The 23,028-nt window shown below is 70.3% G+C and carries 22 protein-coding genes; 11 read left to right on the top strand and 11 right to left on the bottom strand.

All coding sequences use genetic code 11. The features are described 5' to 3' along the window. Positions 1–95 precede the first annotated feature (95 nt). Positions 96–977, bottom strand: coding sequence for an SDR family oxidoreductase (locus ACFY2X_RS03300; protein ID WP_389931630.1), 882 nt, complete (start codon positions 975–977; stop codon positions 96–98). 76 nt (positions 978–1,053) lie between these two features. On the opposite strand from ACFY2X_RS03300, the gene ACFY2X_RS03295 reads away from it, so the two are divergent. Further along, positions 1,054–1,647, top strand: coding sequence for a TetR/AcrR family transcriptional regulator (locus ACFY2X_RS03295; RefSeq protein WP_389931628.1), 594 nt, complete (start codon positions 1,054–1,056; stop codon positions 1,645–1,647). Here the strand turns inward: ACFY2X_RS03295 and ACFY2X_RS03290 are convergent. Together ACFY2X_RS03290 and ACFY2X_RS03285 are read right to left on the bottom strand one after the other, a co-directional pair. Beyond that, positions 1,640–2,356 (bottom strand): SDR family oxidoreductase, encoded by a 717-nt coding sequence (locus tag ACFY2X_RS03290; RefSeq protein WP_389931626.1) that lies wholly within the window; start codon positions 2,354–2,356, stop codon positions 1,640–1,642. The genes ACFY2X_RS03295 and ACFY2X_RS03290 overlap by 8 nt on opposite strands. Before the next feature lie 54 nt (positions 2,357–2,410). After that, entirely contained in the window at positions 2,411–2,620 is a 210-nt protein-coding gene (locus ACFY2X_RS03285) for a 4-oxalocrotonate tautomerase family protein (protein WP_389931624.1), read from the bottom strand. A 120-nt stretch (positions 2,621–2,740) separates the two neighbouring features. Between ACFY2X_RS03285 and ACFY2X_RS03280 the strand changes: the two genes are divergently transcribed. Continuing rightward, complete coding sequence (locus ACFY2X_RS03280; protein ID WP_389931622.1) at positions 2,741–3,682, top strand: helix-turn-helix transcriptional regulator; 942 nt, start codon at positions 2,741–2,743, stop codon at positions 3,680–3,682. Positions 3,683–3,749: 67 nt separating this feature from the next. On the opposite strand, the gene ACFY2X_RS03275 is transcribed toward ACFY2X_RS03280, so the two are convergent. Beyond that, positions 3,750–3,971 carry a hypothetical protein gene (locus ACFY2X_RS03275; protein ID WP_389931621.1) on the bottom strand — a complete coding sequence of 74 codons (222 nt, stop codon included), beginning with the start codon at positions 3,969–3,971 and terminating at the stop codon, positions 3,750–3,752. A 280-nt stretch (positions 3,972–4,251) separates the two neighbouring features. Between ACFY2X_RS03275 and ACFY2X_RS03270 the strand changes: the two genes are divergently transcribed. From ACFY2X_RS03270 to ACFY2X_RS03260, 3 genes are all read left to right on the top strand, one after another. Next, complete coding sequence (locus ACFY2X_RS03270; RefSeq protein ID WP_389931619.1) at positions 4,252–5,142, top strand: SDR family NAD(P)-dependent oxidoreductase; 891 nt, start codon at positions 4,252–4,254, stop codon at positions 5,140–5,142. 65 nt (positions 5,143–5,207) lie between these two features. Beyond that, positions 5,208–5,798, top strand: coding sequence for a TetR/AcrR family transcriptional regulator (locus ACFY2X_RS03265; RefSeq protein ID WP_389931618.1), 591 nt, complete (start codon positions 5,208–5,210; stop codon positions 5,796–5,798). A 31-nt stretch (positions 5,799–5,829) separates the two neighbouring features. Continuing rightward, positions 5,830–6,009, top strand: a complete 180-nt coding sequence (locus ACFY2X_RS03260) for a three-helix bundle dimerization domain-containing protein (protein ID WP_389932322.1) — start codon at positions 5,830–5,832, stop codon at positions 6,007–6,009. 58 nt (positions 6,010–6,067) lie between these two features. Here ACFY2X_RS03260 and ACFY2X_RS03255 read toward each other — a convergent pair whose 3' ends face one another. Then, positions 6,068–6,508 carry a VOC family protein gene (locus tag ACFY2X_RS03255; RefSeq protein ID WP_389931617.1) on the bottom strand — a complete coding sequence of 147 codons (441 nt, stop codon included), beginning with the start codon at positions 6,506–6,508 and terminating at the stop codon, positions 6,068–6,070. Positions 6,509–6,543: 35 nt separating this feature from the next. Further along, positions 6,544–7,368, bottom strand: a complete 825-nt coding sequence (locus ACFY2X_RS03250) for an alpha/beta fold hydrolase (protein ID WP_389931616.1) — start codon at positions 7,366–7,368, stop codon at positions 6,544–6,546. A 352-nt stretch (positions 7,369–7,720) separates the two neighbouring features. Here ACFY2X_RS03250 and ACFY2X_RS03245 point away from each other — a divergent pair, with 352 nt between their 5' ends. Continuing rightward, positions 7,721–9,346, top strand: a complete 1,626-nt coding sequence (locus ACFY2X_RS03245) for a DUF6351 family protein (RefSeq protein ID WP_389931614.1) — start codon at positions 7,721–7,723, stop codon at positions 9,344–9,346. A 33-nt stretch (positions 9,347–9,379) separates the two neighbouring features. Beyond that, positions 9,380–9,946: a DUF308 domain-containing protein gene (locus tag ACFY2X_RS03240; protein WP_389931612.1), complete on the top strand. Its 567-nt coding sequence runs from the start codon at positions 9,380–9,382 to the stop codon at positions 9,944–9,946. A 93-nt stretch (positions 9,947–10,039) separates the two neighbouring features. On the opposite strand, the gene ACFY2X_RS03235 is transcribed toward ACFY2X_RS03240, so the two are convergent. Then, positions 10,040–11,098: an alpha/beta fold hydrolase gene (locus ACFY2X_RS03235; protein WP_389931610.1), complete on the bottom strand. Its 1,059-nt coding sequence runs from the start codon at positions 11,096–11,098 to the stop codon at positions 10,040–10,042. 272 nt (positions 11,099–11,370) lie between these two features. Between ACFY2X_RS03235 and ACFY2X_RS03230 the strand changes: the two genes are divergently transcribed. Beyond that, the gene (locus tag ACFY2X_RS03230; protein ID WP_389931609.1) at positions 11,371–12,153 is read left to right on the top strand and encodes an alpha/beta hydrolase; all 783 of its coding nucleotides are present in this window, start codon (positions 11,371–11,373) and stop codon (positions 12,151–12,153) included. 7 nt (positions 12,154–12,160) lie between these two features. Here the strand turns inward: ACFY2X_RS03230 and ACFY2X_RS03225 are convergent, their stop codons facing one another. Continuing rightward, entirely contained in the window at positions 12,161–14,926 is a 2,766-nt protein-coding gene (locus tag ACFY2X_RS03225) for a LuxR C-terminal-related transcriptional regulator (protein WP_389931607.1), read from the bottom strand. A gap of 162 nt (positions 14,927–15,088) precedes the next feature. Here ACFY2X_RS03225 and ACFY2X_RS03220 point away from each other — a divergent pair, with 162 nt between their 5' ends. Continuing rightward, positions 15,089–15,640 (top strand): TetR/AcrR family transcriptional regulator, encoded by a 552-nt coding sequence (locus tag ACFY2X_RS03220; RefSeq protein WP_389931606.1) that lies wholly within the window; start codon positions 15,089–15,091, stop codon positions 15,638–15,640. Positions 15,641–15,718: 78 nt separating this feature from the next. Here the strand turns inward: ACFY2X_RS03220 and ACFY2X_RS03215 are convergent, their stop codons facing one another. Further along, positions 15,719–16,564, bottom strand: coding sequence for a hypothetical protein (locus tag ACFY2X_RS03215; RefSeq protein WP_389931604.1), 846 nt, complete (start codon positions 16,562–16,564; stop codon positions 15,719–15,721). A gap of 373 nt (positions 16,565–16,937) precedes the next feature. Between ACFY2X_RS03215 and ACFY2X_RS03210 the strand changes: the two genes are divergently transcribed. Then, positions 16,938–19,715 carry an ATP-binding protein gene (locus ACFY2X_RS03210; RefSeq protein WP_389931602.1) on the top strand — a complete coding sequence of 926 codons (2,778 nt, stop codon included), beginning with the start codon at positions 16,938–16,940 and terminating at the stop codon, positions 19,713–19,715. Between the two features lie 122 nt (positions 19,716–19,837). Here the strand turns inward: ACFY2X_RS03210 and ACFY2X_RS03205 are convergent, their stop codons facing one another. After that, positions 19,838–20,614, bottom strand: a complete 777-nt coding sequence (locus ACFY2X_RS03205; protein ID WP_389931600.1) for a BTAD domain-containing putative transcriptional regulator — start codon at positions 20,612–20,614, stop codon at positions 19,838–19,840. A 147-nt stretch (positions 20,615–20,761) separates the two neighbouring features. On the opposite strand from ACFY2X_RS03205, the gene ACFY2X_RS03200 reads away from it, so the two are divergent. Next, positions 20,762–21,904, top strand: coding sequence for a BTAD domain-containing putative transcriptional regulator (locus tag ACFY2X_RS03200; protein WP_389931598.1), 1,143 nt, complete (start codon positions 20,762–20,764; stop codon positions 21,902–21,904). A 165-nt stretch (positions 21,905–22,069) separates the two neighbouring features. On the opposite strand, the gene ACFY2X_RS03195 is transcribed toward ACFY2X_RS03200, so the two are convergent. Next, a complete protein-coding gene (locus ACFY2X_RS03195) occupies positions 22,070–23,008 on the bottom strand; it encodes a cupin domain-containing protein (protein ID WP_389931597.1) in 939 nt (312 codons plus the stop codon). Between the last annotated feature and the right edge of the window lie 20 nt (positions 23,009–23,028).

The following is a 23,028-nucleotide window of genomic DNA, read 5'->3' as shown; positions in this document are numbered from 1 at the left end:
CTTGCCCGGAGACTCATCATTTCAGGCGCAGGACACTAGGAGCGGTCACCCGGGCCGGATATGGCATCCCCCGTCGGGGCGATTCGATGCGATCTTCAGCCGAAGTAGTGGCCCTTGTCCAAGTCCTCGATGAGCCCCGGCTGGGTAGGCCGCCAGCCGAGAAGTTCGCGGGTCAGCGTGCTGGATGCCGGCTGGTCGACCGCGAGGATCCGGCCCAGGAAGCTGAGGTCCTCGGCCGGGACGGAAGCCGTCGGCAGGTTCAGGTGGCGGCCGATCACATCGGCGATCTCGCGGATCGGCACGCCCTCGTCGGCGACCGCGTGCAGCACCGATCCGACCGGGGCCTGCTCCGCCGCCAGGCGGAACAGCCGCGCGGCGTCCAGCACGTGCACCGCGGGCCAGCGGCTGGACCCGTCGCCGACGTAGCCGGAGACACCCTTGTCGCGGCCGATACCGATCAGGCGGGCGACAAAGCCGTGGTGATCGCCTTCGCCGTGCACCGACCGGGGCAGCCGCACGATGGACGAGCGGACGCCGCGTTCCGCCATGCCGAGGGCCGCCCGGGCGTTCGCGTCCCGGCCCGCCGCAGGTGAGCCGGGAGCGCTCTCGTCACGCTCGGTCGCCACACTCCCGGGTACCGCTGGGGTCCCGGAAGCGATGACCAGAGGCTTGCCGGAGCCCTCGAGTGCGGCGCCCAACGCCTCGACGGCGCGGGCGTCGGCCTGTACCGAGGCCTCGAACTGGGTGAAGTCGTGGATGAACGCGAGGTGGACGACCCCGTCGCAGTCGGCGGCCCCGGCGCGCAGGGTCTCCAGGTCGTCCAAGCCGCCGCGGAGCGCCTCGGCTCCCGCGGCGGCGATGGCGGTGGCCGAGGAGTCCGACCTGGCCAGTCCGAGGACCTGATGGCCCGCGCCGATGAGTTCGGGGACGAGAGCCGAGCCGATCCAGCCGGACGCGCCCGTGACGAATACCCGCATGTGAACTCCCTGATGTCAGTGACTGTCATCAACTTATCTCGTGATGTCAGTCACTGTCATCACGTATCATCGCGCCATGGGTCGATGGGAGCCGAACGCGCGCGATCGGCTGGCGCAGGCAGCGCTAACGCTCTACGCCGAGCAGGGGTTCGAGAAGACCACGGCGGCGGAGATCGCCGCGCGGGCCGGGCTGACCGAGCGAACCTTCTTCCGGCACTTCGCCGACAAGCGGGAGGTCCTGTTCTTTGGCACGGAGATGGCGCGGGACCTGCTGGTGCGCGCCGCCGCGGACGCGCCGGCCCACGCGACGCCGATGGACACGGTGGGCGCCGCTCTCCAAGCCCTGGGCGCCCTGCTCCAGGAAAATCCCGAACGGGTCAGACAGCGCGACGCCGTCGTATCGGCGAACGCGGAACTACGGGAACGCGAGCTGATCAAGCTCGCCGGGCTCGCCGCGGCGATGGCTGACGCGCTGCGTGGCCGCGGTGTCTCCGAGCCGGCCGCGAGCCTGGCCGCCGAGACGGGGATCGCCGTCTTCAAGGTCGCCTTCGCGCGCTGGATCGGCGAGCCAGACCAGCCGGACCTGCCGGAGATCCTCCGCGCGTCGATGGAAGAACTGAGGAACGTGCTCGCCGAACGCGCCGGTCACCACGATGACCATGTCAGATGATTCCTCCGTTGGCGCGCAGCACCTGGCCGTTGACCCAGTGGCCCGCGGGACTGGCGAGGAAGGCGATCGTCTCTGCGATGTCCTGCGGAGTGCCCAGGCGCTCAAGCGGGGACTGCGCGGCCAGGCGGTCGATGGTCTCCTCGTCCTTGCCCTGCAGGAACAGGTCGGTGGCGGTGGGACCAGGCGCCACGGCGTTGACGGTGATGTCACGACCCCGCAGCTCGCGGGCGAGGATCAGGGTGAGCGCCTCCACGCCGCCCTTGCTCGCCGCGTAGGCCGTATAGCCGGGGAAGGCCAGGCCGACCACCGAGGTGGACAGATTGACGACGGCGCCGCCGCGTCGTACTCGTCGGACCGCCTGCTGGTTCACCACGAAGGTGCCGCGCAGGTTGGTCCTGATCACCCGGTCGAAGGCGGCCAGGTCAAGCTCGGCGAGCGGGGACAGCTCCAGGATGCCCGCGCTGTGCACCACGACGTCGACTCCGCCGTAGGTCTCCTCGGCCAGATCGAACATGGCGGCCACGGCGCTCTCGTCGGCGACGTCGGCCTGGGCGGCCACCGCGTTTCCGTCGATTCCCTTCACCGTGGCGGCTGCGTCGTCGGAGTTGCCCGCATACCCGACGACGACTGCGAAGCCGTCGGAAGCCAGTTTCTCGGCGACCGCGCGGCCGATGCCGCGGGAAGCGCCGGTGACAAGTGCGACTCTCATCATGAACTCTCCATGCAGGCGCCCACCCCGTGACCGGGGTGGGCGGGAAGCCGATCAGGCGTGCTGCTGGATCTTGGCCAGGGTGAGGACGTCGCCCCGGACGCCCCAGCCGCCGTCGACGACCTCGTCGACGAGCACCATCGTGTTGTCCCGTACGGCGTCGCCGAAGGTGTCGCAGTACAGGTCGGTGACCTTGACGATCAGGTCCTCCTTCTGCTCGGCGGTGAGCGTGCCGGCCGGGACCTTCAAATTGGCGAACGGCATGTGCTTTCTCCTTTCGATGGTTCAAACCATGACCGAGCGGAAATCGGGTATCCAGGTGCTCGTTGACCAGGGGGTAGCGACCCCTGGCTGGCCCCGAGGCCCGTACGTCACGCTGATCGGGTGAACCTGTCTGAACTCGGCGCCTTCCTCCGGACACGGCGGGCCAGAATCACCCCGGAGGAGGTCGGCCTGATCACCGGTCCCCGTCGACGGGTGCCCGGCCTGCGCCGGGAGGAGATCGCCCAGCTGGCCGGCACGTCGGTGGACTACTACATCGAGGTGGAACGCGGCCGGGGCGCGCAGCCATCGGCCCAGGTTCTGGCCGCTCTGGCGCGCGCGCTCCGCCTGGACGGGGACGAGCGCGACCACCTGTTCCGGCTCGCCGGCCGTACGGCACCGGCCACCCGCGGGACGGCGGTACACGTGCAACCGGCGATGCTCGCCCTGCTAGACCGTCTCGACACGACACCCGCGCGGATCATCACGGACCTGCACGAGACACTCGCGCAGAACGGGCCGGCCACGGCGCTGCTCGGCCCCGCCACCGGCGACAGCTACGTCTACCAGTGGTTCACCGACCCCGGTAGCCGGTCGATCTATCCCGAGGCGGATCACCCGCACCACTCGCGCGTGCTCGTCTACGACCTGCGGGCAGCCGTGGCCCGTCGTGATCACGACCCGCAGTCGATGGCCATGGTCACGCGGCTTCGCCGTACGAACAAGGAGTTCGCCGAGCTGTGGGACAGCGGCGACGTCGCGGTGCGCCGCGGTGACCGCAAGCGGATCATCCACCCCACCCTGGGCGTGCTCGACGTCCACTGCCAGAACCTCTTCAGCGAGGACGGCCTGCAACGCCTGCAGTTCTTCACCGCCCCGGCCGGGAGCCCGGCGGTCGACCAACTGCGGCTGCTCGCCGTGATCGGCGTCCAGAGCCTGGCGTCGGAGACCTTCCAGGCCGACCAGTCATTCAGCACCCTCGCCGACAGGTTGCCGCGCAAGGCCTCATCGAACGCACACCTGGGCACAACCGCAGATCCAGCACCGTCTGACGGCAACCGGTGAAGCGCCGTAACAGCGTTTGAACTCGTTGGTGACTGGTCAATTTCGCGATTCGCGGGGCGCGGCGTGATCATCCTCGCCCTGTCGCGGCGAACTCTTGTACGGCGAGGCGGACGAGTGAGTGGATGAGCGGGTTGCCGTCGGCGTCGTTCCAGGCCAGGACGACGGGACCGGGCGGCGTGTCGGCCAGCCGTACCGTGATGAGCCCGTCAGGCAGGGCATGGGGCAGCGGAGTCAGGCCGACGGTGCCGTTCCACAGGACGGCCTGCAGGCGCTCGTGGACGGTACGCACCACAGGCCCCTCACGAAGTGTAGGAGCTTGCCCGTGACCTGGTGGTGATCCCCAACAGAGGCGTGGAGCTGGTGCCCGACATCGGCGTCATCGGCGGCTCGCGAGCGGTTCTGGTAGTGGAGACCGGGCAGGGGCGCTATTGAGCCATCTCAGTGGTGCAGATCTGCACCAGGCTTCGCCAAAAGGGCATCCTCCACCCTAAGTGGATAGTTCATCCGAATCCATGCTAGCTTCACGCTAAGCGGATGACCTATCCGTATTTGCCGGGAGGAGACGAACGATGAGACGAACAGCTGTGGTCACGGCCGGGACGGCGGGCATCGGCCTGGAGACGGCCGTGGGGCTGGCCGACGCCGGATTCGCGGTCACCATGGTCGGACGTGATGCCAATCGGGGCGCCCGTGCGGTCGACCGGATCAACGCGACGGCGCCCACGCACCCCGCCCGGTTCCTGTCCGCGGACCTCGCCTCGCTCGACGAGGTCCGCGCGCTCGCCGACCGGATCGCCTCCGACCACTCGACCTCGGGTGAGCCGCTGACCGTGCTGGTCAACAACATCGGGGCGATGTTCGTGGATCGGCGGGAGCAGGGCGGCGTCGAGGCGTCGTTCGTCGTCAACCACCTCTCGCCGTACCTGCTCACCGAACTGCTGCTGCCCACGCTGACGGCCAGTGCGCCGAGCAGGATCGTGAACGTGACCTCGGGCTCGGTCGGGGTCGCGAAGCGGGTGTTCGACGCCGTCGAGCCGCCCGGCGGCTACTACGGCTTCCACTGGTACGGCCGCGCCAAGCTCGCCAACCTCGCCTACACGCTCGACCTGGCCGCACGGCTGGACGGGACGGGCGTCTCGGTCTTCGCCGCTGATCCCGGAGGCGCCGCGACCGACATGACCAACGGCACCCTGGCAGACCCGAAAGTCGTCTCACCCGGCCTGCGGCTGCTGTGGCCGCTGGTGCGGCGCAAGTTCGAGCGCTCGACCTCAGGGCCGGCGTCGGTGGCCGCCAAGCCCTCGATCGTCGCCGCCACCGACGACGCGCTGACCGGCCGGACAGGCGTCGTCATCGGCCCCCAGGCGCGTCCGGTAGCCCCCTTCCGCGCGGCGACCGACCCCCGCATCGCCGAGGCTGTGCGCCGACTCAGCGAACGGCACGCGCCCCTTGCGGCCATGTGACGTGATCGAGGACGTCCACGCGGAGGCAGGGCGATGCGGATAGGGAATCCGATTAGACTGCGCTCATGACGCCCCCATCGCTGCGCAGGGACGCCGCCCGCAATCGGGACCGGATCGTCGCCGTCGCCCGCGATCTGGTGGACGAGGGCACGCCCTTGCAGCTCAACGACGTCGCCCGCCGTACCGGACTTGGCGTCGGCACCGTCTACCGTCACTTTTCCACAGCGGAAGCACTGATGGAGACTCTCGCCGAGCCCTGCCTGGAAGCCCTCGCCGCCCACGGCGAGCAGGCACTGACCGAAACCGACCCCTGGCGCGCACTGGAGAGCTTCCTCCACCACGTCGTTGAAGCGCAGGTCAGCGATGCTTCCCTGCCCGCCGTCACCGCCGCACCCACAGACACCCTGCCACACACCGCAGAACTCAAGCGATTCCTGCGCTCGGCAGGCACCACCTTGCTCGACCGGGCCCGCGCGGCCGAGGTGGTCCGCCCCGGACTGACCCCCGCCGACCTCGTCCCGCTCATGTGCGGCATCGCGTACGCCGTTCAAGTCCACAGCGGCCCCACCGTCGACCGGGTTGCCACCGCCCATCGCTACCTGACCGCACTGCTCGAAGGTCTGCGCGCATACCGGCCGTCATCTGCGAAACCGTGACAGCGAGCATCAAGGAGCACCGGGCGCGGTGATGCGCGATGTGGTGGCACGGCTGACGGCTAGTTTCAGTGGCATGCATTCGTCCGACCAGGTCGAAGCCGTCGTAATGAAGAATTACGAGCACCTGAAGGACAGTCCGGTGCGTGACTATGTCCCGGTTCTGGTGGAGCACGCCGCTCTAGAACAGCTACGGAGTGCAACGCCAGGCTGAGCGGCGGTGGCAGTCCGGCCAGACTTCAGCGGCGGCCTCGGCGGATACACCGCCTCGATCAGCGGCCGGGCAGCCGTTGGGTGATCTCCTGCAGGAACCAGCGGTTGCCGTCGGGGTCGGCGAACGAGGCGAAGGAGCCGTAGCTGGCACGCTGCGGGTGCAGGCCCATGACGCGGCCGGTCTCACCGACCTGGTGGAAGGCGCCGGTGGCGTCGTGGAACGGGCCGGTGATGTCGACGCCGCGGCCCGCCAGCTCCTTGTGGGCCTGCTCGATGTCGGACACGATCAGGTGCAGTCCCTGGACCGCGCCGGGTTCGGCGTCGGTGAGGCCGTCGCCGAAGATGATCGAACAGGCCGAACCGGGGGGAGTGACCTGAATGATCCGGTAACCGTCGTTGATGGGGAAGTCCGCGTCGAGGCGGAAACCCAGCTGCCGGGTGTAGAAGTCCTTGGCGCGGTCGGCGTCGGATACGGGCAGGACGACGACTTCGAGCTTCATGTCCATGGTTGTGATCTTTCTTTCGCGTCGTGGGGCTATCGGGTGGCGCGTGCGGCCTTCTCGATGACGCCGGCCACGGTCTTGGGCTGGGAGACGGCGACGGAGTGGGAGGCGCGTACTTCGACGGAGTGCGCGTGGGCGCGCTTGGCCATGTAGCGCTGGACCTCGGCGGGGATGTTGAGGTCCTGGGTCGTGATGATGGCCCAGGTGGGCTTGTCCCTCCAGGCGGCGGCCTCGGTCTTCTCCTCCAGGGCGGACTGGACGATGGGCCGCTGGGTGGCGGCCATGAGGGCCGCGGTGCCGGCCGGTACGTCGGCGGCGAACTGATGGTGGAACTTGCCGGGCTTGATGTACAGATCGGTTCCGCTGGTGCCGTCGGGGAGGGTGAAGGGGGTCGGGTCGAGGGTGCCGGGCAGGGTGGAGCCGGGGTACTTGTTCGTCAGCTCCAGGGCGGTCTCGCCGGGGGCGGGCAGGAAGGCGGCGACGTACACAAGGGCCTTGACCTGGGGGTCGTTCGCGCCGGCGACGCTGATGACCGAGCCGCCGTAGGAGTGCCCGACGAGGATCTTGGGTCCGGCGACGTGGTCGAGGACGCTGCGGAGGGCGGCCGCGTCGTTGGCCGGTCCACGCAGCGGATTGGCCGCGGCGACGACGGGGTAACCGTCCGCGCGCAGTTCTTCGATCACCGCGTTCCAGCTGGAGGCGTCGGCGAAGGCGCCGTGCTCCAGCACGATGGTCGGCTTGGCGGGCTTGTCCGCCGCGAAGGCGGGCGTGGCGGCGGTGGCGAGGAGACCGACCGCGACCGTCGACAGGGCGCCCGACATGAGCCGCCGGCTGCGTACACCCTTACTGCTGACCACGATTTCCCCTTTCAGAAGGCTTCAGAGATCTGGTGCCATCACTGTCGTCCGGGAAGGACCGCGGTCACATCAGTCAGTTGACGGTCAGTCACGACGAGTCGGCCGGGCCGTCGTTCAGTACTGCACCGGCGCCGGCCGACAGGCTGCACTGCAACGGCGCCGGCCGACAGGCTGCCTGGCCTTGCGCGGCGGCCGTGTGCGCCGTCTGTGCGCGCCGCAGCGCGTGTGACGTGCGCCTGGAGCGGCTCGCCGGTACTGACCGTCAACTGACTGATGTGCCGGGTGCCGGCCGCGAACGACAGTGAGACGCACCCAACTGCTGACGGCCCAGTACTTCAGCGAGAGGAACGTCATGAAACGCCTTCTGATCATCTTGGCGGCCGGAGTGCCGCTGGCGGCGGCGTGCCTGCCGGCCGCGGCTTCGGTCGGCACCGCGAGCTCCGCCGCCGTCCCGTTCACGTGCTCGTCCATCTCCGTGAACGCCCCGGCCGGCACCGCGGTGGAGTCCGTGACGGCGGTGAGCCGCGAGGCGGGCACCCTGACCATCCAGCCCGTGCCGCCGTTCACCGAAGTGGTGAAGATCCCGGACGTGCCGGCCTACTGCGATGTCACGGTCACGCTCACCCACCCGGGCGTCGGCGACCACGCCAAGGTGCGGGTCTGGCTGCCTGAGACGGGCTGGACCGGCCGTTTCCAGGCGGTGGGCGGCGCCGCCTTCGCCGCCGGCGACTACGGCGCGGGCCTGGCCGGCGCGATCAAGAGCGGCTACGCCGCCGCGACCACCGACGCCGGCGTCGGCACGTACCTGGACACCGGCTGGGCCCTGAACAGTGATGGCAAGGTCAACACGGCGCTGCTGAAGAACTTCGCCGACCGGTCCCAGCACGAGATGGCGGTCGTGGGCAAGCAGGTCGTCAACGAGGTGTACGGCAGGCCCGTCTCCTACTCGTACTGGAACGGTTGCTCGACCGGCGGACGCCAGGGCTACATGGAGGCCCAGCGCCACCCTGGCGACTTCGACGGCATCCTGGCCACCGCTCCGGCGATCAACTGGGACGAGTTCGAGGTCGCGACTCTGTGGCCGCAGGTGGTGATGAACGAGGAGAACACCTTCCTCTCCCCGTGTGAGTTCAAGGCCTTCAACGAGGCCGCCGTCAAGGCCTGCGACCCGCTCGACGGCGCTCCCGACGGGCTGATCGGCGATCCCACCGCGTGCGCCTTCGACCCGCGGCGGCTCATCGGCAAGAGCGTCGAATGTGACGGCGAGCAGGAGACCATCACCGCGGCCGACGCCGCCGTCGTACGCAAGATCTGGGACGGCCCCCGCACCCCGTCCGGTAAGAAGTTGTGGTCCGGCATCCCGATCGGAGCCGGTTTCGACCTCGCCGGTACCCGCATCGACGCGGACGGGAATCGCGTGGGCGCGCCGTTCCCCGTACCGGCCATCTGGGTCTCGACGTTCCTGAAGCGGCAGCCCTCCTACGACCTCTCGACGATCACCTACGCCGAGTTCGCCAAGCTGTTCGAGCAGTCCCAGGCCGAGTACGACGCGATCATCGGGACCGGCGACCCCGATCTGTCGGCGTTCCGCAGGTCCGGCGGCAAGCTCCTCACCTGGCACGGACAGGCCGACCAGCTGATTCCCGCCCAGGGCACCGTGGACTACCGCCGGCGGGTGGAGCTGGCCATGGGCGGTGCGCGCCGGGTCGATGACTTCTACCGGCTGTTCCTGGCGCCGGGCGTCGCCCACTGCGCCGGCGACACGAGCACCGGCCCGAAGCCCACCGACGCCCTCGGCGCCCTGACGGCCTGGGTCGAACAGGGCAAGGCCCCGCAGACGCTGAGCGCCGCCATCACGGACTCCTCCGGCGAGACGGTGACGCGCGAGTTGTGCCGGTACCCGTCCGTCTCCCGCTACACCGGCCACGGCGACCCGGCCGACGCAGGCAGCTACTACTGCGCCTCCGTCCGGCGCTGACAACCATCCACTCGTCTGGAAAGGCCGCCCATCATGAACACGAATCCGTCATCGGGAACGTCATCCCTGCTGAAGCTGTATCTGGGCCGTGGAGTCCTGGCCGTGGCGTGGGCCGCGGCGTTCGCCTCCGCGCACGACCCCATCGACGTCCTCACGATCAGCCTGCTGGTCGCGTATCCGCTGATCGACGCGGTGTCGTCGCTGATCGACCTGCGTGCGCTCCCTGACGGATCGGAGCGTCGCCTGACGCTGTTCAACGGGGTGCTCAGCACCCTGGCCGCCGCCGGCGTCGGCCTGGCGGGGGCGGGTGGGGTGGCGGCGGTGCTGCACGTGTTCGGTGTCTGGGCCGTCGTCTCCGGTGCGGCGCAGGTGCTGGTCGGGCTGCGGCGGCGCGGCCCGGAGCTGGGCAAACAGTGGCCGATGCTGATCGCGGGCGGTCTGTCGTTCCTCGTGGGCGTCTTCTACAACATCCAGGCCCTCGGGGACGGCGCTTCGCTCGACGTGCTGTCGGTCTACGCCACCGGCGGCGGCGTGTTCTTCATCATCCAGGCCGGGCTGCTGGCCTGGCGTGCCCGCCGGCCGCGGACGCAGACCGTCTGACGGCAATCGGCCGCGAACGCACCGACAGCCTGCCGGATCGCATCCGGCAGGCTGTCTTGGTGTCGCAGGTGGTGCGCTGGCCGTTCGCGTTCGTCAGAGGTGGTCCACGTCGACGACGGCCTGGGCGAAGGCCGTGGGCGCTTCCTGCGGCAGGTTGTGGCCGATGCCCTCCAGGGTGCGGTGTTCGTAGGGGCCGGTGAACATGGTGCGGTACGACGAGCCGTCGCCCGGCGGCGCCGTGAAGGGGTCGCGCTCGGCGTCCAGGGTGATGGTCGGCACCGTGATGACCGGCCGGTCGGCGAGCCGCTTCTCCAGACCGTCGTAACGGCGCTCCCCGTCGGTCAGGCTCAGCCGCCACCGGTAGTTGTGGATCACGATGGCGGCGTAGTCGGGGTTGTCGAAGGCCGCGGCCGTGCGCTCGAAGGTGGCGTCGTCGAAGTTCCACGTCGGGGAGACGGTGTCCCAGACGAGCCGGGTCAGGTCGTGGCGTTTGTCCTTGTTCTCCATGGCCTTCCGGCCCCGCTCGGTGGCGAAGTAGTACTGGTACCACCAGGCGTGTTCGGCCTTCGGAGGCAGCGGCTCGAGGTTGGCCTTGAGGTTCGTGATGAGGTAGCCGCTCACCGACACCAGGGCCTTGCACCGCTGCGGCCACAGGGCCGCGATGATGTCGGCGGTCCTCGACCCCCAGTCGAAGCCGGCGAGCACGGCCTTGTCGATCTTGAGGGCGTCCATCAGGACGATGATGTCGAGCGCGATCGCCGACTGCTGGGCGTTGCGGAACGTCTTCGAGGACAGGAACCGCGTCGTGCCGTGACCGCGCAGGTAGGGGACGATCACCCGGTAGCCCTGCGCCGCCAGCAGCGGCGCGACGTCGACGAAGCTGTGGATGTCGTACGGCCAGCCGTGCAGGCAGATGACCACGGGTCCGTGGGCCGGGCCCGCCTCGGCGTAACCGATGTCCAGCAGCCCGGCCTTGACCTGCTTCAGGGAGGCGAAGGACGTGTGCGTGCCGGGCGTGACCGTCGGCAACGTCGGGGCCGCCCCGCGCGTGGTGGCGGAGGCGGCCGGGAAGGCCTGCAAGCCCGCCAGCGAGGCGACGGTCGCGCCGGTGGCCAAACCGACGGCCTTGCCGAAGGTGCGCCTGTTGATCATATGGAGTCCTCCGTGTCGTGTCACAGGGAATGCGGCATTTCTTACTGTTTCGGGCAGGGGAATCCGACACATCAGTCAGATGACGGTGAGACACGGCGAACGGCAGCCGTGCCGGCCACGCGAAACCCTCCCCCAGAGCACGGCGTCCCGGCAGACCGCGCCGGACCAGCGACGCAAGGCGGGCGGGAACATTCAGTCATTCGACTGTTCCCGCCCAGGCGTATCCGGACAATCCTTGATCAAACCTGGTCCTGAGCCTTTCCGGAGGATCCGTGAACCCCACTCCCGTCGTCTTCATCCACGGCGCGTGGCTCCACGCGTCGTCGTGGGAGTCATGGAACGAGCGCTTCTCCAGTTTCGGGTTCGCCGTCTGCGCGCCGGGCTGGCCGGGAGAACCCGCCACGGTGGGCGAGGCCCGTCGGCATCCCGGGACGCTCCACGAGCTGGGGCTCGACGCGCTCACGGATCACTACGCGCGCATCGTCCGTTCCTTCGACACCCCGCCCGTGATCGTCGGCCATTCGGTGGGCGGGCTCATCGCGCAGCACCTCCTCGGCACGAACACGGGCCGTGCCGCGGTCGCCATCGCCCCCGCCCCGGTCGATCACCCGAGCGTCCTTGAGCCGTACGGGCCCGGGGAGCCGTGGCCGGTGTCGATGGACGCCGGGAGGTTCCGGCGGCTGTTCGCCAACGCGGTCACCGAGCAGGAGTCTGCCGAGCTGTTCGAGCGCCACGTCGTTCCCGGGCCACGCCGGCTGCTGGCCGAGCTGGGACACGGCGGGGCCGTACGGCACCCGCGGGCGGTCGTGGACCACGGCAACACCGGCCGCGGCCCGCTGCTGCTGGTCTCAGGGCAGGAGGACCGGCTGGTGCCCGACCACGTCACCCGGGCCGTGTACAAGTTGTACGGCGACTCGACGGCCACCATCAGCCTCAAGCAGTTTCCGAACCGGGCCCATTCGCTGGTCGTCGACAGCGGCTGGCGGGCGGTCGCCGACTACGTGCTGGTCTGGCTCGCCGAGCGAGGGGTGCGCGCCGACTCGTCGAAGTGGTGAAGGAGGCTCACGCGTCGCCACCGGTGCCGGTCTTGCCCAGAGCGTCGCGCAGCGCGGCACGCGAGGTGATGCCCAGCTTCGGGAAGACGCGGTAGAGATGGGAGCTGACGGTGCGCGGGGACAGGCGCATGCGTTCGCCGATCTCCTTGTTCGTCAGCCCGCTTGCGGCCAGCTCGGCGATGCGGCGTTCCTGCCAGGTCAGCGCGGTCGAATACGACAGCGAGACGCGGGCGGGCGCCCCTGAGGCGCGCAGCTCGGCCTGGGCACGTTCGCCCCAGCCTTTGGCGCCGAGCCGTTCGAAGGACTCGGCGGCGCGGACCAGGACAGGCCGTGCGGCCTTGGGCCCCTGGGTGTGCCTGAGCCGGACGCCGTGGGCCAGACGGATGCGCGCCAGCTCGAACGGGAAGCCGGCTCCGGCCGGGTGGGCCTCGGCCCGGGCGTACATGTCCTCGGCTTCCTTCTCGTCGGCGGCCGTCATCGCCAGGGCGCCGTACGTGATGAGGGCCAGCCGAGGGGAGACGCCGGGCAGGCCGGCGTCGGAGGCGGCCTGGGCGTGCCGGCGGGCCTGCTCCAGGCGCCCGGTGTGCACGGCGGCCTCGACCAGGTCGAGCAGCGTGCGTGAGGCCTGATGGGCGCAGCGCTGGAACGATCCCGGCGGCGTGAGGCCGATGGCGTACAGGTAGGCGGCTTCGTAGTCACCCTCGCTCAGGGCCGCCGCCGTGCCGATGGCGTCGGCGATCTGGGTCAGGAATCCCACGCCGCGCGGGCGGGCCCAGGCGTCCAGGACGGCCTGCAACTCCCGGGCCCGTTCGACCTGGCCGCGCATGGCGGCCAGGAGCCCCAGGTAGGCGCGGGTGTGGTGGGTGAACAGCGCGTTTCCGTGGGACGTGGTCAGCTCCAGCGCGCGTTGTCCCGTCCGTTCGGCGTCGTCCCACTCGCCGGCGGCCAGCTGGTCGAGCATGATCAAGTGCAGCATGGTCATGGCGGTGGCCACGGCGCCGGTCTCCACCTCACGGTCGACGGCCCGCTGCAGGTAGGGGCGGTACTGGCTCAGCGTGTCGACGTGGTAGGCGGCGACGGCCAGGCGCGAGACGTCCCACGGTTCCAGCTCCGAGACGCCGGCGAAAGCACGCTCGACGCGCTCGTGCACGCCCGCGCCGCGACGGACGACGTCGCTCCACGCGTCGCGGTAGATCGCCGAGCGTGTGTCGACTCGGTCCCCCAGGGAGTCCATGAGCTGCTCGGTGCGGTCCCACAGCGCGGCGTCGCCGGCGTACTGGCTGATGGCCAGCAGCACGTTCACCAGCCGGGTGAGTGCTTCGGCGGGCTCGTGCGCGCCGTCTTTTCGCAGGCTCTCGATCGCCGCCGCGACCTGTCGATGCGCGGAGCGTACGTCGCCGTCTTCGTACAGGGCCACGTAGGCGGAGGCGACGACCGTGACGGGGGACCTGCTCGCGCCCGGCAGCAGATCCGAGCGGGCGAGTTTCTGCGCCTGGTCCAGGAGCGCGGCATGTCCGGCGATGAAGGCGGCGTCGCCGAGCCGCCTGGAGCGGTCGGCGGGGGTCTCGCTCAGCTCCGCCGCGCGGGTCAGCCAGGCCACGGAAGCGACCGCGCCGCCGCGCCGGGTCGCCGAGTCGGCCGCGGCCTCCAGCGCGGCTGCCACCTCCTCGTCGGGATCCACGATCGAGGCCGCCAGGTGGCGGGCGCGCCGCTCGACGTCGTCGCGGTGCACCCGCGCGAGCTCGGCGTGTGCCGCACGGCGCTGGTTGGGAGTCGCCAGCTGAACGACGGTGGTGCGGATCAGCGGGTGCCGGAAGACGAGGTCGCCGGTGGCGGGGTCGGTGTCCAGGAGGCCCGCCGCGACCGCTTCGTCGGCCTCGCGCATGCGGTAGCGGGCGCCGGGAGCGCGATTGCCGCCCGGTACCGCCCCGACGCCGTCGAGGGCGCCGCGCAACAGTTCCTCGCGTACGGGACCGGCCAGGCGTTCGATGCGGATGCCGTAGACGTGCTGCAGACGGCGCGACAGCGGGATGTTGCCGAATCCGAGGAGTTCCTCGGTCGTGCGGCCGGTGTGGCCGCTGTTCAGGTATGCGGGCAGTTCCAAGAGCGCCAGGGGGTTGCCCATGGCGTGCTCCAGGACGAAGCGCCGGGTCTGCGCGTCGAGCTGCGGATGACGCATGTCCAGCAGTTGCCCGGCGGCCTCCTCCGACAGGGCCGCCACCAGGAGCTCGGGAAGCGCGGCCGTGTCGAACCGCGAGCCGACGTCGGACCGTACGGCGATGAGCATCTTCACGGAGCTGCCGGTGAGCCGGCGCCCCACGAACCCGCACACCTCGGCGCTGGAGGCGTCCATCCACTGACCGTCGTCGAGCAACAGCAGCAGCGGTTTCTCCGACGCAGCCAAGGACAGCAGGTCGAGGACGGCGATGCCGAGGGACATGACCGACGGCGCCTTGCCCTCGTGCAGCCCGAAGACGACGTCGAAGACGGCACGGTGGCCTTCGTCGAGCCCGGCCGAGTGGGGCAGCAGCGAGTACAGCAGCTGGTGCAGGCCGGCGAAGGGCAGCTCCACCTCCGCCTCGACCCCGGCGGCGCGGATCACCCGGTGGTTCTCCGGGGCCGCGAGGCCGGCCACATGGTCGAGCAGGGCGCTCTTGCCGACCCCGGTCTCGCCTCTGAGGATGAGAGCCTGCCCCCCGGCGGCCGTCATGAACGCGGACAGTTCCCCTTGGACGTCATCCCGGCCCACCATTGTCGAGATGAGCGACTCCACGCTTCCCTCACCCCTTCAGGTATGGCCGGCCAGGCCAGGGCCCTCGGCCGCGAAGCGCCGACACTATAACTGCCTCACAAGAGTAACACTTAAAAATGTAAGTTTCCTTTTCGTGTGACATGAGTTGCTTCATGTGCTACGGGATGGAGTATTTTTGAGCAGGTGAGAGCAGACGCGACACGCAACCTGGAACGCGTCCTGAGCACGGGCGCCCGCATGCTCGCCGACGACCCCTCGGCGACCATCGCCGCCATCGCCGCTGCGGCAGGAGTGGACCGCCGCACCGTCTACCGCCGCTTCGCCTCCCGCGAAGACCTCATGGCCGCCGTCTACGGAGCACGCTACGACGCGGTCGAGGAGGCCATTGAGGCCGCCAGGCTACGCGAGGCCCCAGTCGCGGTCGCGCTGCATCGTTACGTCGAAGGCATCATCGCCGTCAACCGCATATGGCCCGTGGAAACGAGCCGCATGCTCCGCGAGGTGACGATCCGCGAGCGCCGCCGCCGTCTGATCGACGAGGTCGACGCCTTCCTGCGGCGCGCCACCGACGAGGGCCTGCTGCGCTCCGACCTGCCGCCCGGCTGGGTGGCCACGGTCCTGCCGCCGCTGATGGAACACGCCGCCAAGGACCTGTCCGAGCTGAGCGCCGCACAGGCCGCCGACGTCGTGGTCGACACACTGCTGCGAGGCGTCGGCACCCCGCAGGCGCGCTGACCCTTTCTCATGTGTCTCCCTTGCGTATGGCGCGATGACCGGACCACGGCGAGGGTCCAGCTCTCCCTTGGATGCCTGTTATGGAGTGTTCTGCTGCGCCAGTTCGCCGCAGGTGAAGCCCGCCTCACGCTCAGGATCGAGCTCGATCTGACCGAGGTTGGTGGTCTCCATCGGCCTTCGGAGGGTCTCCAGCTTGTCGCAGTCGTACAGGACGTACGTGCCGTCGCTCTCGCCCAGCAGCATTATCCAGCGGCCGTCGTAGAGCGGCTTGTCGTCCTCGGCGTTTTTGACCACCGCCCACTGATCCTGGAAGCCGACGGCGTTCAGCAGTTCGTTGGCCTGGCCGCTGTTCTGAACCTCGATCGCGCCCTCGACGAGCCCCAGGATGAGCAGGAAGCCCAGGCCGACCCCGGTCATGCCGCCGACGATCACCTTCGTCCCGGCGCGCCCGACCGGCTTGCGACGCAACAGCCGGAACGGAATCAGGAAGGCCAGCACGCCGAGCCCCACCGCGACGACCACCATGAGGAACAGGTCCAGCTTCCCGAAAAGGCGAAAAATCCCCCAGTACGTCGCCCCACACCACAGTGCCGCCAGCGCTGCGGCGATCCAAGGCCGTTCCCTGATCCTCCGGACAAGCCTGCTCGCCGCACCCCGGGTCATCTTGTCGGCCAGCCAGCCCAGGCCGACGACGACGCCGAGCAGTGGGACGGCGACCAGCAGGAGCAGGACCAGGGTGCTCGTCATACGGCCGAGCAGAACCGCCTGATCGACGCCCACCTGCTGCGGGTTGACACCGAAGACGGCGTACATCTGCTCGATGCCGATGTAGAGAACCGCGTAGAGCGCCACCGCGATCGGCACGACGACGGATCCGATGCGTTCGAGCAGTTCCAGGACACCGCCACCGTCCTCCCGCGTCACAGGGGTGTGACCATCCGGAAGTGCCGGTGTCTCCGGCGGTTCGAGAGATATCGGGTGATTCGACATGGCGCACGACCATAGGCGCCGCCTGCATGCGAAATGTTGACGACGCGTATACGCCGCGGCCGGGCACGCGGCGGTGCGGGCAGGCCGCACGCACACCATGCGAAGTCCGTCAAACGCTGCGTTCGGGTGCCCAGTTCCGTACGGCGGGGGCGTACCCGGCCGGCAGCTCGAAGTCGAGGGCCGCCGGCAGCCGCCAGTGCACACGCTGGTGAAAGGTCGTATTTGGGCGCTTTCGGTAGGGTCGCGACAGGACTCGCGCACGGCTGGGGGAGACAGCCGAGGACACCGAGGGTAGGAGTGCCGCACCATGCCGCTTTTCGGGCGGGAAGCCGAGCTGAAGGTCCTGGACGAGCTCATCGACGGACCGGGAGGCCGCAGTGGCGTTCTCATCCACGGGGAGGCCGGCATCGGGAAGTCCGCGCTCGTGGCGGAGGCCGTCTCCGCGGCGTCGGCCGCGGGCCTGCGTGTGCTGACGACGACCGGCGTGGAGGCCGAGCAGAACCTCGTTTACGCCGGGTTGCACCAACTGCTGTACCCGGTCCGGGCAGGCGTGGACGCGCTGCCGGCCCCGCAGCGTGACGCCCTGCGCAGCGCGTTGGGCCTCGCCGAAGCGGCCGAACCCAGCGTCTACCTCGTCGGCCTGGCCACGCTGACCCTGCTGGCCGAGGCGGCCGCCGTCCAGCCGTTGCTGGCCGTCGCCGAGGACGTGCACTGGCTCGATCGCGCCAGCGCCGACGTCCTCGCCTTCGTGGCGCGCCGGATCGAGTCCGAGCCCGTCGTCATGGTCGCGACGCTCCGGGAAGGCGAGCGCTCGCACGTGCAGGACGCCGGCCTGTCCCCGATGCCCGTTGACCGGCTCTCCGACGAGGCCGCCGCCGAGCTCCTGGACTCGATCGCCCCCGGCCTCACCCCAGCGGTCCGGGCGCGACTGCTGGAGGAGGCCGCCGGGAACCCGTTGGCGCTGACCGAGCTGTCGGCGGCCATGGGACACCACGGCGGCCCAGGCCCGGTGCTGTCGCTGAGCGATCGCCTGGGCGGGCTGGGTCCGGTGCTGCCGCTGAGCGATCGCCTTGAGCGCGCGTTCACGGCCCGGGTGGCGGCCCTGCCGACTCCGGCCCGCACCGCCCTGCTGGTCGCGGCGCTCAACCAGAGCGACTCGGTCTCCGAAACGCTCGCGGCCACGGGCCTGATCCTGGGCTCGACGGCCGAGCCGGAGCTCCTCGCACCGGCCGCCGAGGTCCGGTTGATCGAGCTCCGCGAGCTCGCCGTCGGCGCGGTGAGGTTCCGCCATCCCCTGATGCGGTCGGCCATCGCGGCGGCTTCGACGCTCGCCGAGCGCCGGCAGGCCCACCTGGCTCTCGCAGGGACGCTGCACGAACAGCCGGACCGGCGGGCCTGGCACCGGGCCGCCGCGACGGCCGGAGCCGACGAGGGCGTGGCGGCCGAGCTGGACCGTGCGGCCGACCGGGCCCGGCACCGGGGCGGGGTCGCCGCCGCGATCGCGGCGCTGGAGCAGGCGGCCCGGCTGAGCGAGGGGCAGGACCGGAAGGCGCTCAGGTTGCTGAGAGCGGCCGAGCTCGCGGTCGAATCCGGCAGCCGCGCCACGGCCGATCGTCTGGTGCGCGACGCACAGGCCCTCGAACTCTCGCCGCGCCGGCGCGCCACTGCCGCCTGGTTGCTCAGCGGCTTCGAGGACGGGGTGCGCGAGGACATCTCCCGCGTGTCAGAGCTGGCCGAGCTGGCCGCGTCAGTGGCCGCCGACGGGGAGGTGGAGCTGGCTGTCCGGATCCTGTGGGGCGCCGCAATGCGCTGCTTCTGGTCCGAACCGGGTCCGGCCGCGCGCCGCTCGCTGCTGGGCGTGGCCGATCGGCTGCCCGTTCCTGCCGACGATCCGCGCATGGTCGCGGTCGCCGCGTACGTCGCGCCGTTCGAGCGGGGCGGTATCGCGCTCGACCTGCTGCGCAAACTGGCCGGCGTGGCCGGTGCCGCCCCCGAGATCGATCGTTACCTGGGCAGCGCGGCCCTGCAGGTCGGGGCGTTCGACCTGGCTGCCCGCTTCTCCGCGGCGGCCGCGCCCGGCCTGCGCGCCCAGGGCCGGCTCGGGCTGCTGCCCCGGGCGCTGGCCGTTCAGGCGTGGAGCCGGGTCCGGCTCGGCGACCTGGCCACGGCCGTGCCGGTTGCGGCGGAGGCCGCCAAGCTCGCCCAGGAGACCGGGCAGCCGTTCATGTACGGGCTCGCCACGGCCGTCCAGGCCGAGATCGCCGCGCTGAGGGGCGACCACGGGCGGGCCAGAACACTCGCCGACGAGGCCGAACGGGTCGCACTTCCCGCCGGTGCCCGGCCCGTCCTGGCCACCGTCCAGCTCACGCGCGGGCTCGCGGCCTTGAGCGAGGAGCGCTTCGGCGACGCGTTCGCCGCCCTGAGCCGGATGTTCGATCCCTCGGACCCCGCCTACCAACTGGCCCTCCGCGCATACTGCCTCGCGGAGCTCACCGAGGCCGCCGTACGTGCCGGGCGGACCGACACCATGCGGGACATCCTGCACGGCCTGGAGCCGCTGGCCGCATCGACGCCGTCACCGGCGCTGCACATCGGGCTGCGCTACGCGCGCGCCGTGCTCGCCCCGAACGAGGAGGCGGAGGAGCTGTTCACGGCCGCGCTGCGGGCGGACCTGACCGGGTGGCCCGCCGAACGCGGACGCCTCCATCTGGCGTTCGGCGAATGGTTGCGGCGGCGGCGCCGGGCTGCGGAATCCCGGTCGCACCTGCGCACGGCCAGGGAGATCTTCGACGCGCTCGGCATGGCCGCATGGGGCGAGCGCGCACGACGGGAGCTGCGCGGTGCGGGGGAGCCGAGCCCGAACCGGGACCCCGACGCGCGCGAGAAACTCACCCCGCAAGAGCTGAACATCGCGCAGTTGGCCGCCGAGGGGCTGACGAACCGGGAGATCGGACAACGGCTGTACCTTTCTCCCCGGACCGTCAGCACCCACCTGCACCGGATCTTCCCCAAGCTCGGGGTGAGCTCTCGGGCCGATCTCGCGCGGATGCTCAAGACCCTCGGGGAAAGGTCTTCTTCCCGATAACGGGCATCGCCCACCTCCGTGCCGGCAGGCTCCCGTCTGCCGGGTAACATCGCTGCCGCCGGAATGCGGTCCGGATCCTGCCTACGGCGTCCATGGCGGACGGGTGCGGCCCGTGGAGTGGCTCAGACGAGTGAGGCGTCTGCCGCCGTCCTGATCCGGGCGTACATCCTCCGCAGGCCAGGACCGGGCTCCAGTCCCAGATCATCGTCCAGCAACCGGGCGATCCGGTGATAGGCCGACAGAGCTTCCACGCGGCGGCCGTCGCGGTCGAGGGCCCATATCAGCAACTCCCACAACCGCTCGCGATAAGGCTCCGCCGCCGTCGCAGGCATCAGCTCGGCGATCGCCTCGCCACAGTCGCCCTGCGCGATGTCGAGCGCCCAGAGCTCCTCCATGGCTGACGCGCGCAGCTGCTCCAGCCAGGCGCGGCGGCCCTCGAAGAAGGCTCCGCTCAGCTCTTCGAACGCCGGTCCGCGCCACAGTGCCAGCGCGCCGCGCAGCAGCCGGGAGGCCTCTGCGACCTCCCCCCGCTCGCGGGCCTCCCGCGCGGCGGCAGTGGTCTGCCGGAACACCGTCACGTCGACCGCGCCGGGGTCCACGACCAGCTGGTAGCCGCCGCCCGCCGACCTGATCTCCGCCTCGGTGCCCAGCCGGGCGGCACCGCCGGCGGTCAGCACCCGGCGCAGACGGGAGACGTAGGTGCGGGTGCTCACGACGGCGCTGCGCGGCGCCTCGCGGCCCCACAACGCGCTCACGATCTCGTCGAGCGTGACCTGGCGCCCCTCGCTCAGGAGCAGCAGGGCCAGCACTCCCCGCTGTTGCGGAGACCCGACCTCCAGATCTTCCCCATCGCTCCAGATCCTGATCGGACCCAACAACCCGAAGCTCACCCCGGTCATCGAGGTTCCCCCACCCTCTCGCGTAGCGCCGCGACCCGTCACCGATGCCCCAAAGCAGTGCTCGGGCGTCTCTGACCGACCCTACTGACGGTGCGTCGGGCTGTTGACGCATTGTCGGGCTTATCGGTGGTCTGTACGTTTTCCGGCATGTCTGTCCCGGGACGTCGGCCATGCCGACTCCGGAATGACGTACACGCACAGCGTCACGTGACGCTCGCGAAGGCGGTCCGGGCGAACCTACCTTCTTGGGATGTCCTACCGCAGGCCCGTACGACGGGTCTGCGGCCGTGCACCCTCGCAAGGAAAGCGCCCCCGATCGTGATTGGACAGCCGAACGTCGTCTCGGCTCCCTGTAGGTTCACCGTTCTAGGACCGCCCGGTCTCCACTGCGGTGAGACGCGACTCGATCTCGGCGCACCGCAACAACAGGCCGTCCTGATGTTGCTACTGGCCAACAGCGGTAGCTTCGTGCGGATCGGTGAGCTGGTCGACGGCCTGTGGGGCGAGCGGGCACCGGCCACCGGCGAAGCCGTCATACGGACCTATATCTCCCGTATCCGGCGGCTGCTGTCCGAGCACGGACTGGGCTCGGCGATCAGTTCCCAGTCCGGGGGCTACATGCTCGACCCGTCGCTGTTCGCGCTGGATGCCACCGAGTTCGCCGATCTGCTCGAAACCGCCAGGCAGGAGCGCGCGAGTGGGCAGATCTCGGTGGCCGCGAATCGTATGGAGCAGGCGCTCGGCCTCTGGACGGGTACGGCGCTGGCGGGAGTCCCGGGAGAGGTCGCCGAACGTGAGCGGTTCCGGCTGGAACGACTGAAGCTGATCGCCACCCAGGAGTTGCTGCAGCTCCGCCTGGAACTGGGCGAGCACGCCGAGGTGGTGGCCGAGGTCCCGCTCCTCATCGAGCAGAACCGACTCGAAGAGCCGTTGTACGAGATCTATCTCCTCGCCCTGTACCGCAGCGGCAGGCGGGCAGAGGCGCTCGAGATCTACCGGACGGTATACGACCTGCTGGGCAAGGAGCTGGGCGTCGGACCGGGACCGCGGCTACGGGCGATGCACGACAAGATCCTCCGGGCCGACGCAGACCACGACGACGAATTCGTCCCCGCCCCATGGGCCGAGCGGCCCGCCGCACGCTCCCCACAGGAGTCCGCTTCGCCAGTGGGCACGAAGCCGGAGCGGCCTCCCGATGGGCAGTTCGTCGGCAGGGGCACGGAACGCGCCGCCTTCCAGGACCTGCTGAACCTGTTCCTCCGCCAGGACGTGTCCGGCGTGGACGACTGACGAAGGCGATGATCCTCGGCATCTCTTCGTCCACCGCCGAGGCGATCGGAGGCACCCCACTGGTACGGCTCGCTCACGTCGTTCCGGGGGAAGCGGCGCAGGTCCTCGTGAAGCTGGAGAACGGCGATCCCACCGGCGTACATGCCGTTCACGCCTCCACTCGGATCATTTGCCGGCCGGGCTGATCCGGCGGCGGTATTCACGCGGGGACGCGCCGGTGACCCGCTTGAACGCGTTGCTCAGCGCGCTCTCCGAGCCGTAGCCGACCTTACGGGCGATCATCGCCACCGTCTCGTCGCCGCGGCGCAGGCGCTCGGCAGCCAGTTCGATCCGCCAGCCGGTCAGATAGTCCAGCGGGCCCTGCCCGACGGCATGCTTGAACCGGGCGGCGAGCGTCGAGCGGGACACCGCCGCGACCTCGGCCAGCTGGGCCACCGTCCAGGCGTGGGCTGGCCGGGCGTGCATGGCTCGCAGCGCCGGAGCCACGATCGGGTCGGTGAGCCCGGCCAACCAGCCGGACGCCAGGCCCGGTCCGGCGACGGTCAGGTGCAGACGCAGCAGGTGGATCAGCATGACCAGGGCGAGATGCTCGGTGACCAGTGTCGAGGCGAGCGGCCGGTCGCGGAGCTCGGCGTCGATCTGCTCGAGTGCCCAGCGCACGGTCGCCGCCTCGGCGGTGCGGCCAGGCACGTGGATCACCGGCGGCAACACGTCGAGCAACAGTTCCTTGGCCCGCTCGCCGAAATCGAACCGGCCGCCGACGAAGACCACGTCCTCGCCGGTTCCCACCCGGGCCACGCCGCCGGTGGCCGCCGCGAAGACTGGGTGGGCCGGAACCGGCCGCACCCCCGGACCGCTGGCCAGGGTGAAGGCGCGTGGCCGGGTGAGCAGGAAGCAGTCGCCCTCGGCCAGATCGATCGGCTCCGGCACGCCGTCGACGGTGAGCAGGCAGTGGCCGCGGCGCACCGCGTTGAACTTGACCGCCGGCGGTGGCTCGAACGACAGCGCCCACTCGCCGCCGGCCACCAGCCCAATGGACAGGCGGCTGGTCGTGCCGACGAGGGTGAGGACGTCTTGGAGGGGATCAGCTTGCTGGACGATCACGCAACTATGTTGGACTCTGG

The organism is Streptosporangium sp. NPDC000396 (assembly GCF_042898655.1).
Taxonomy (GTDB): Bacteria; Actinomycetota; Actinomycetes; order Streptosporangiales; family Streptosporangiaceae; genus Streptosporangium.
This window is presented reverse-complemented; position numbering and strand designations above follow the sequence as displayed.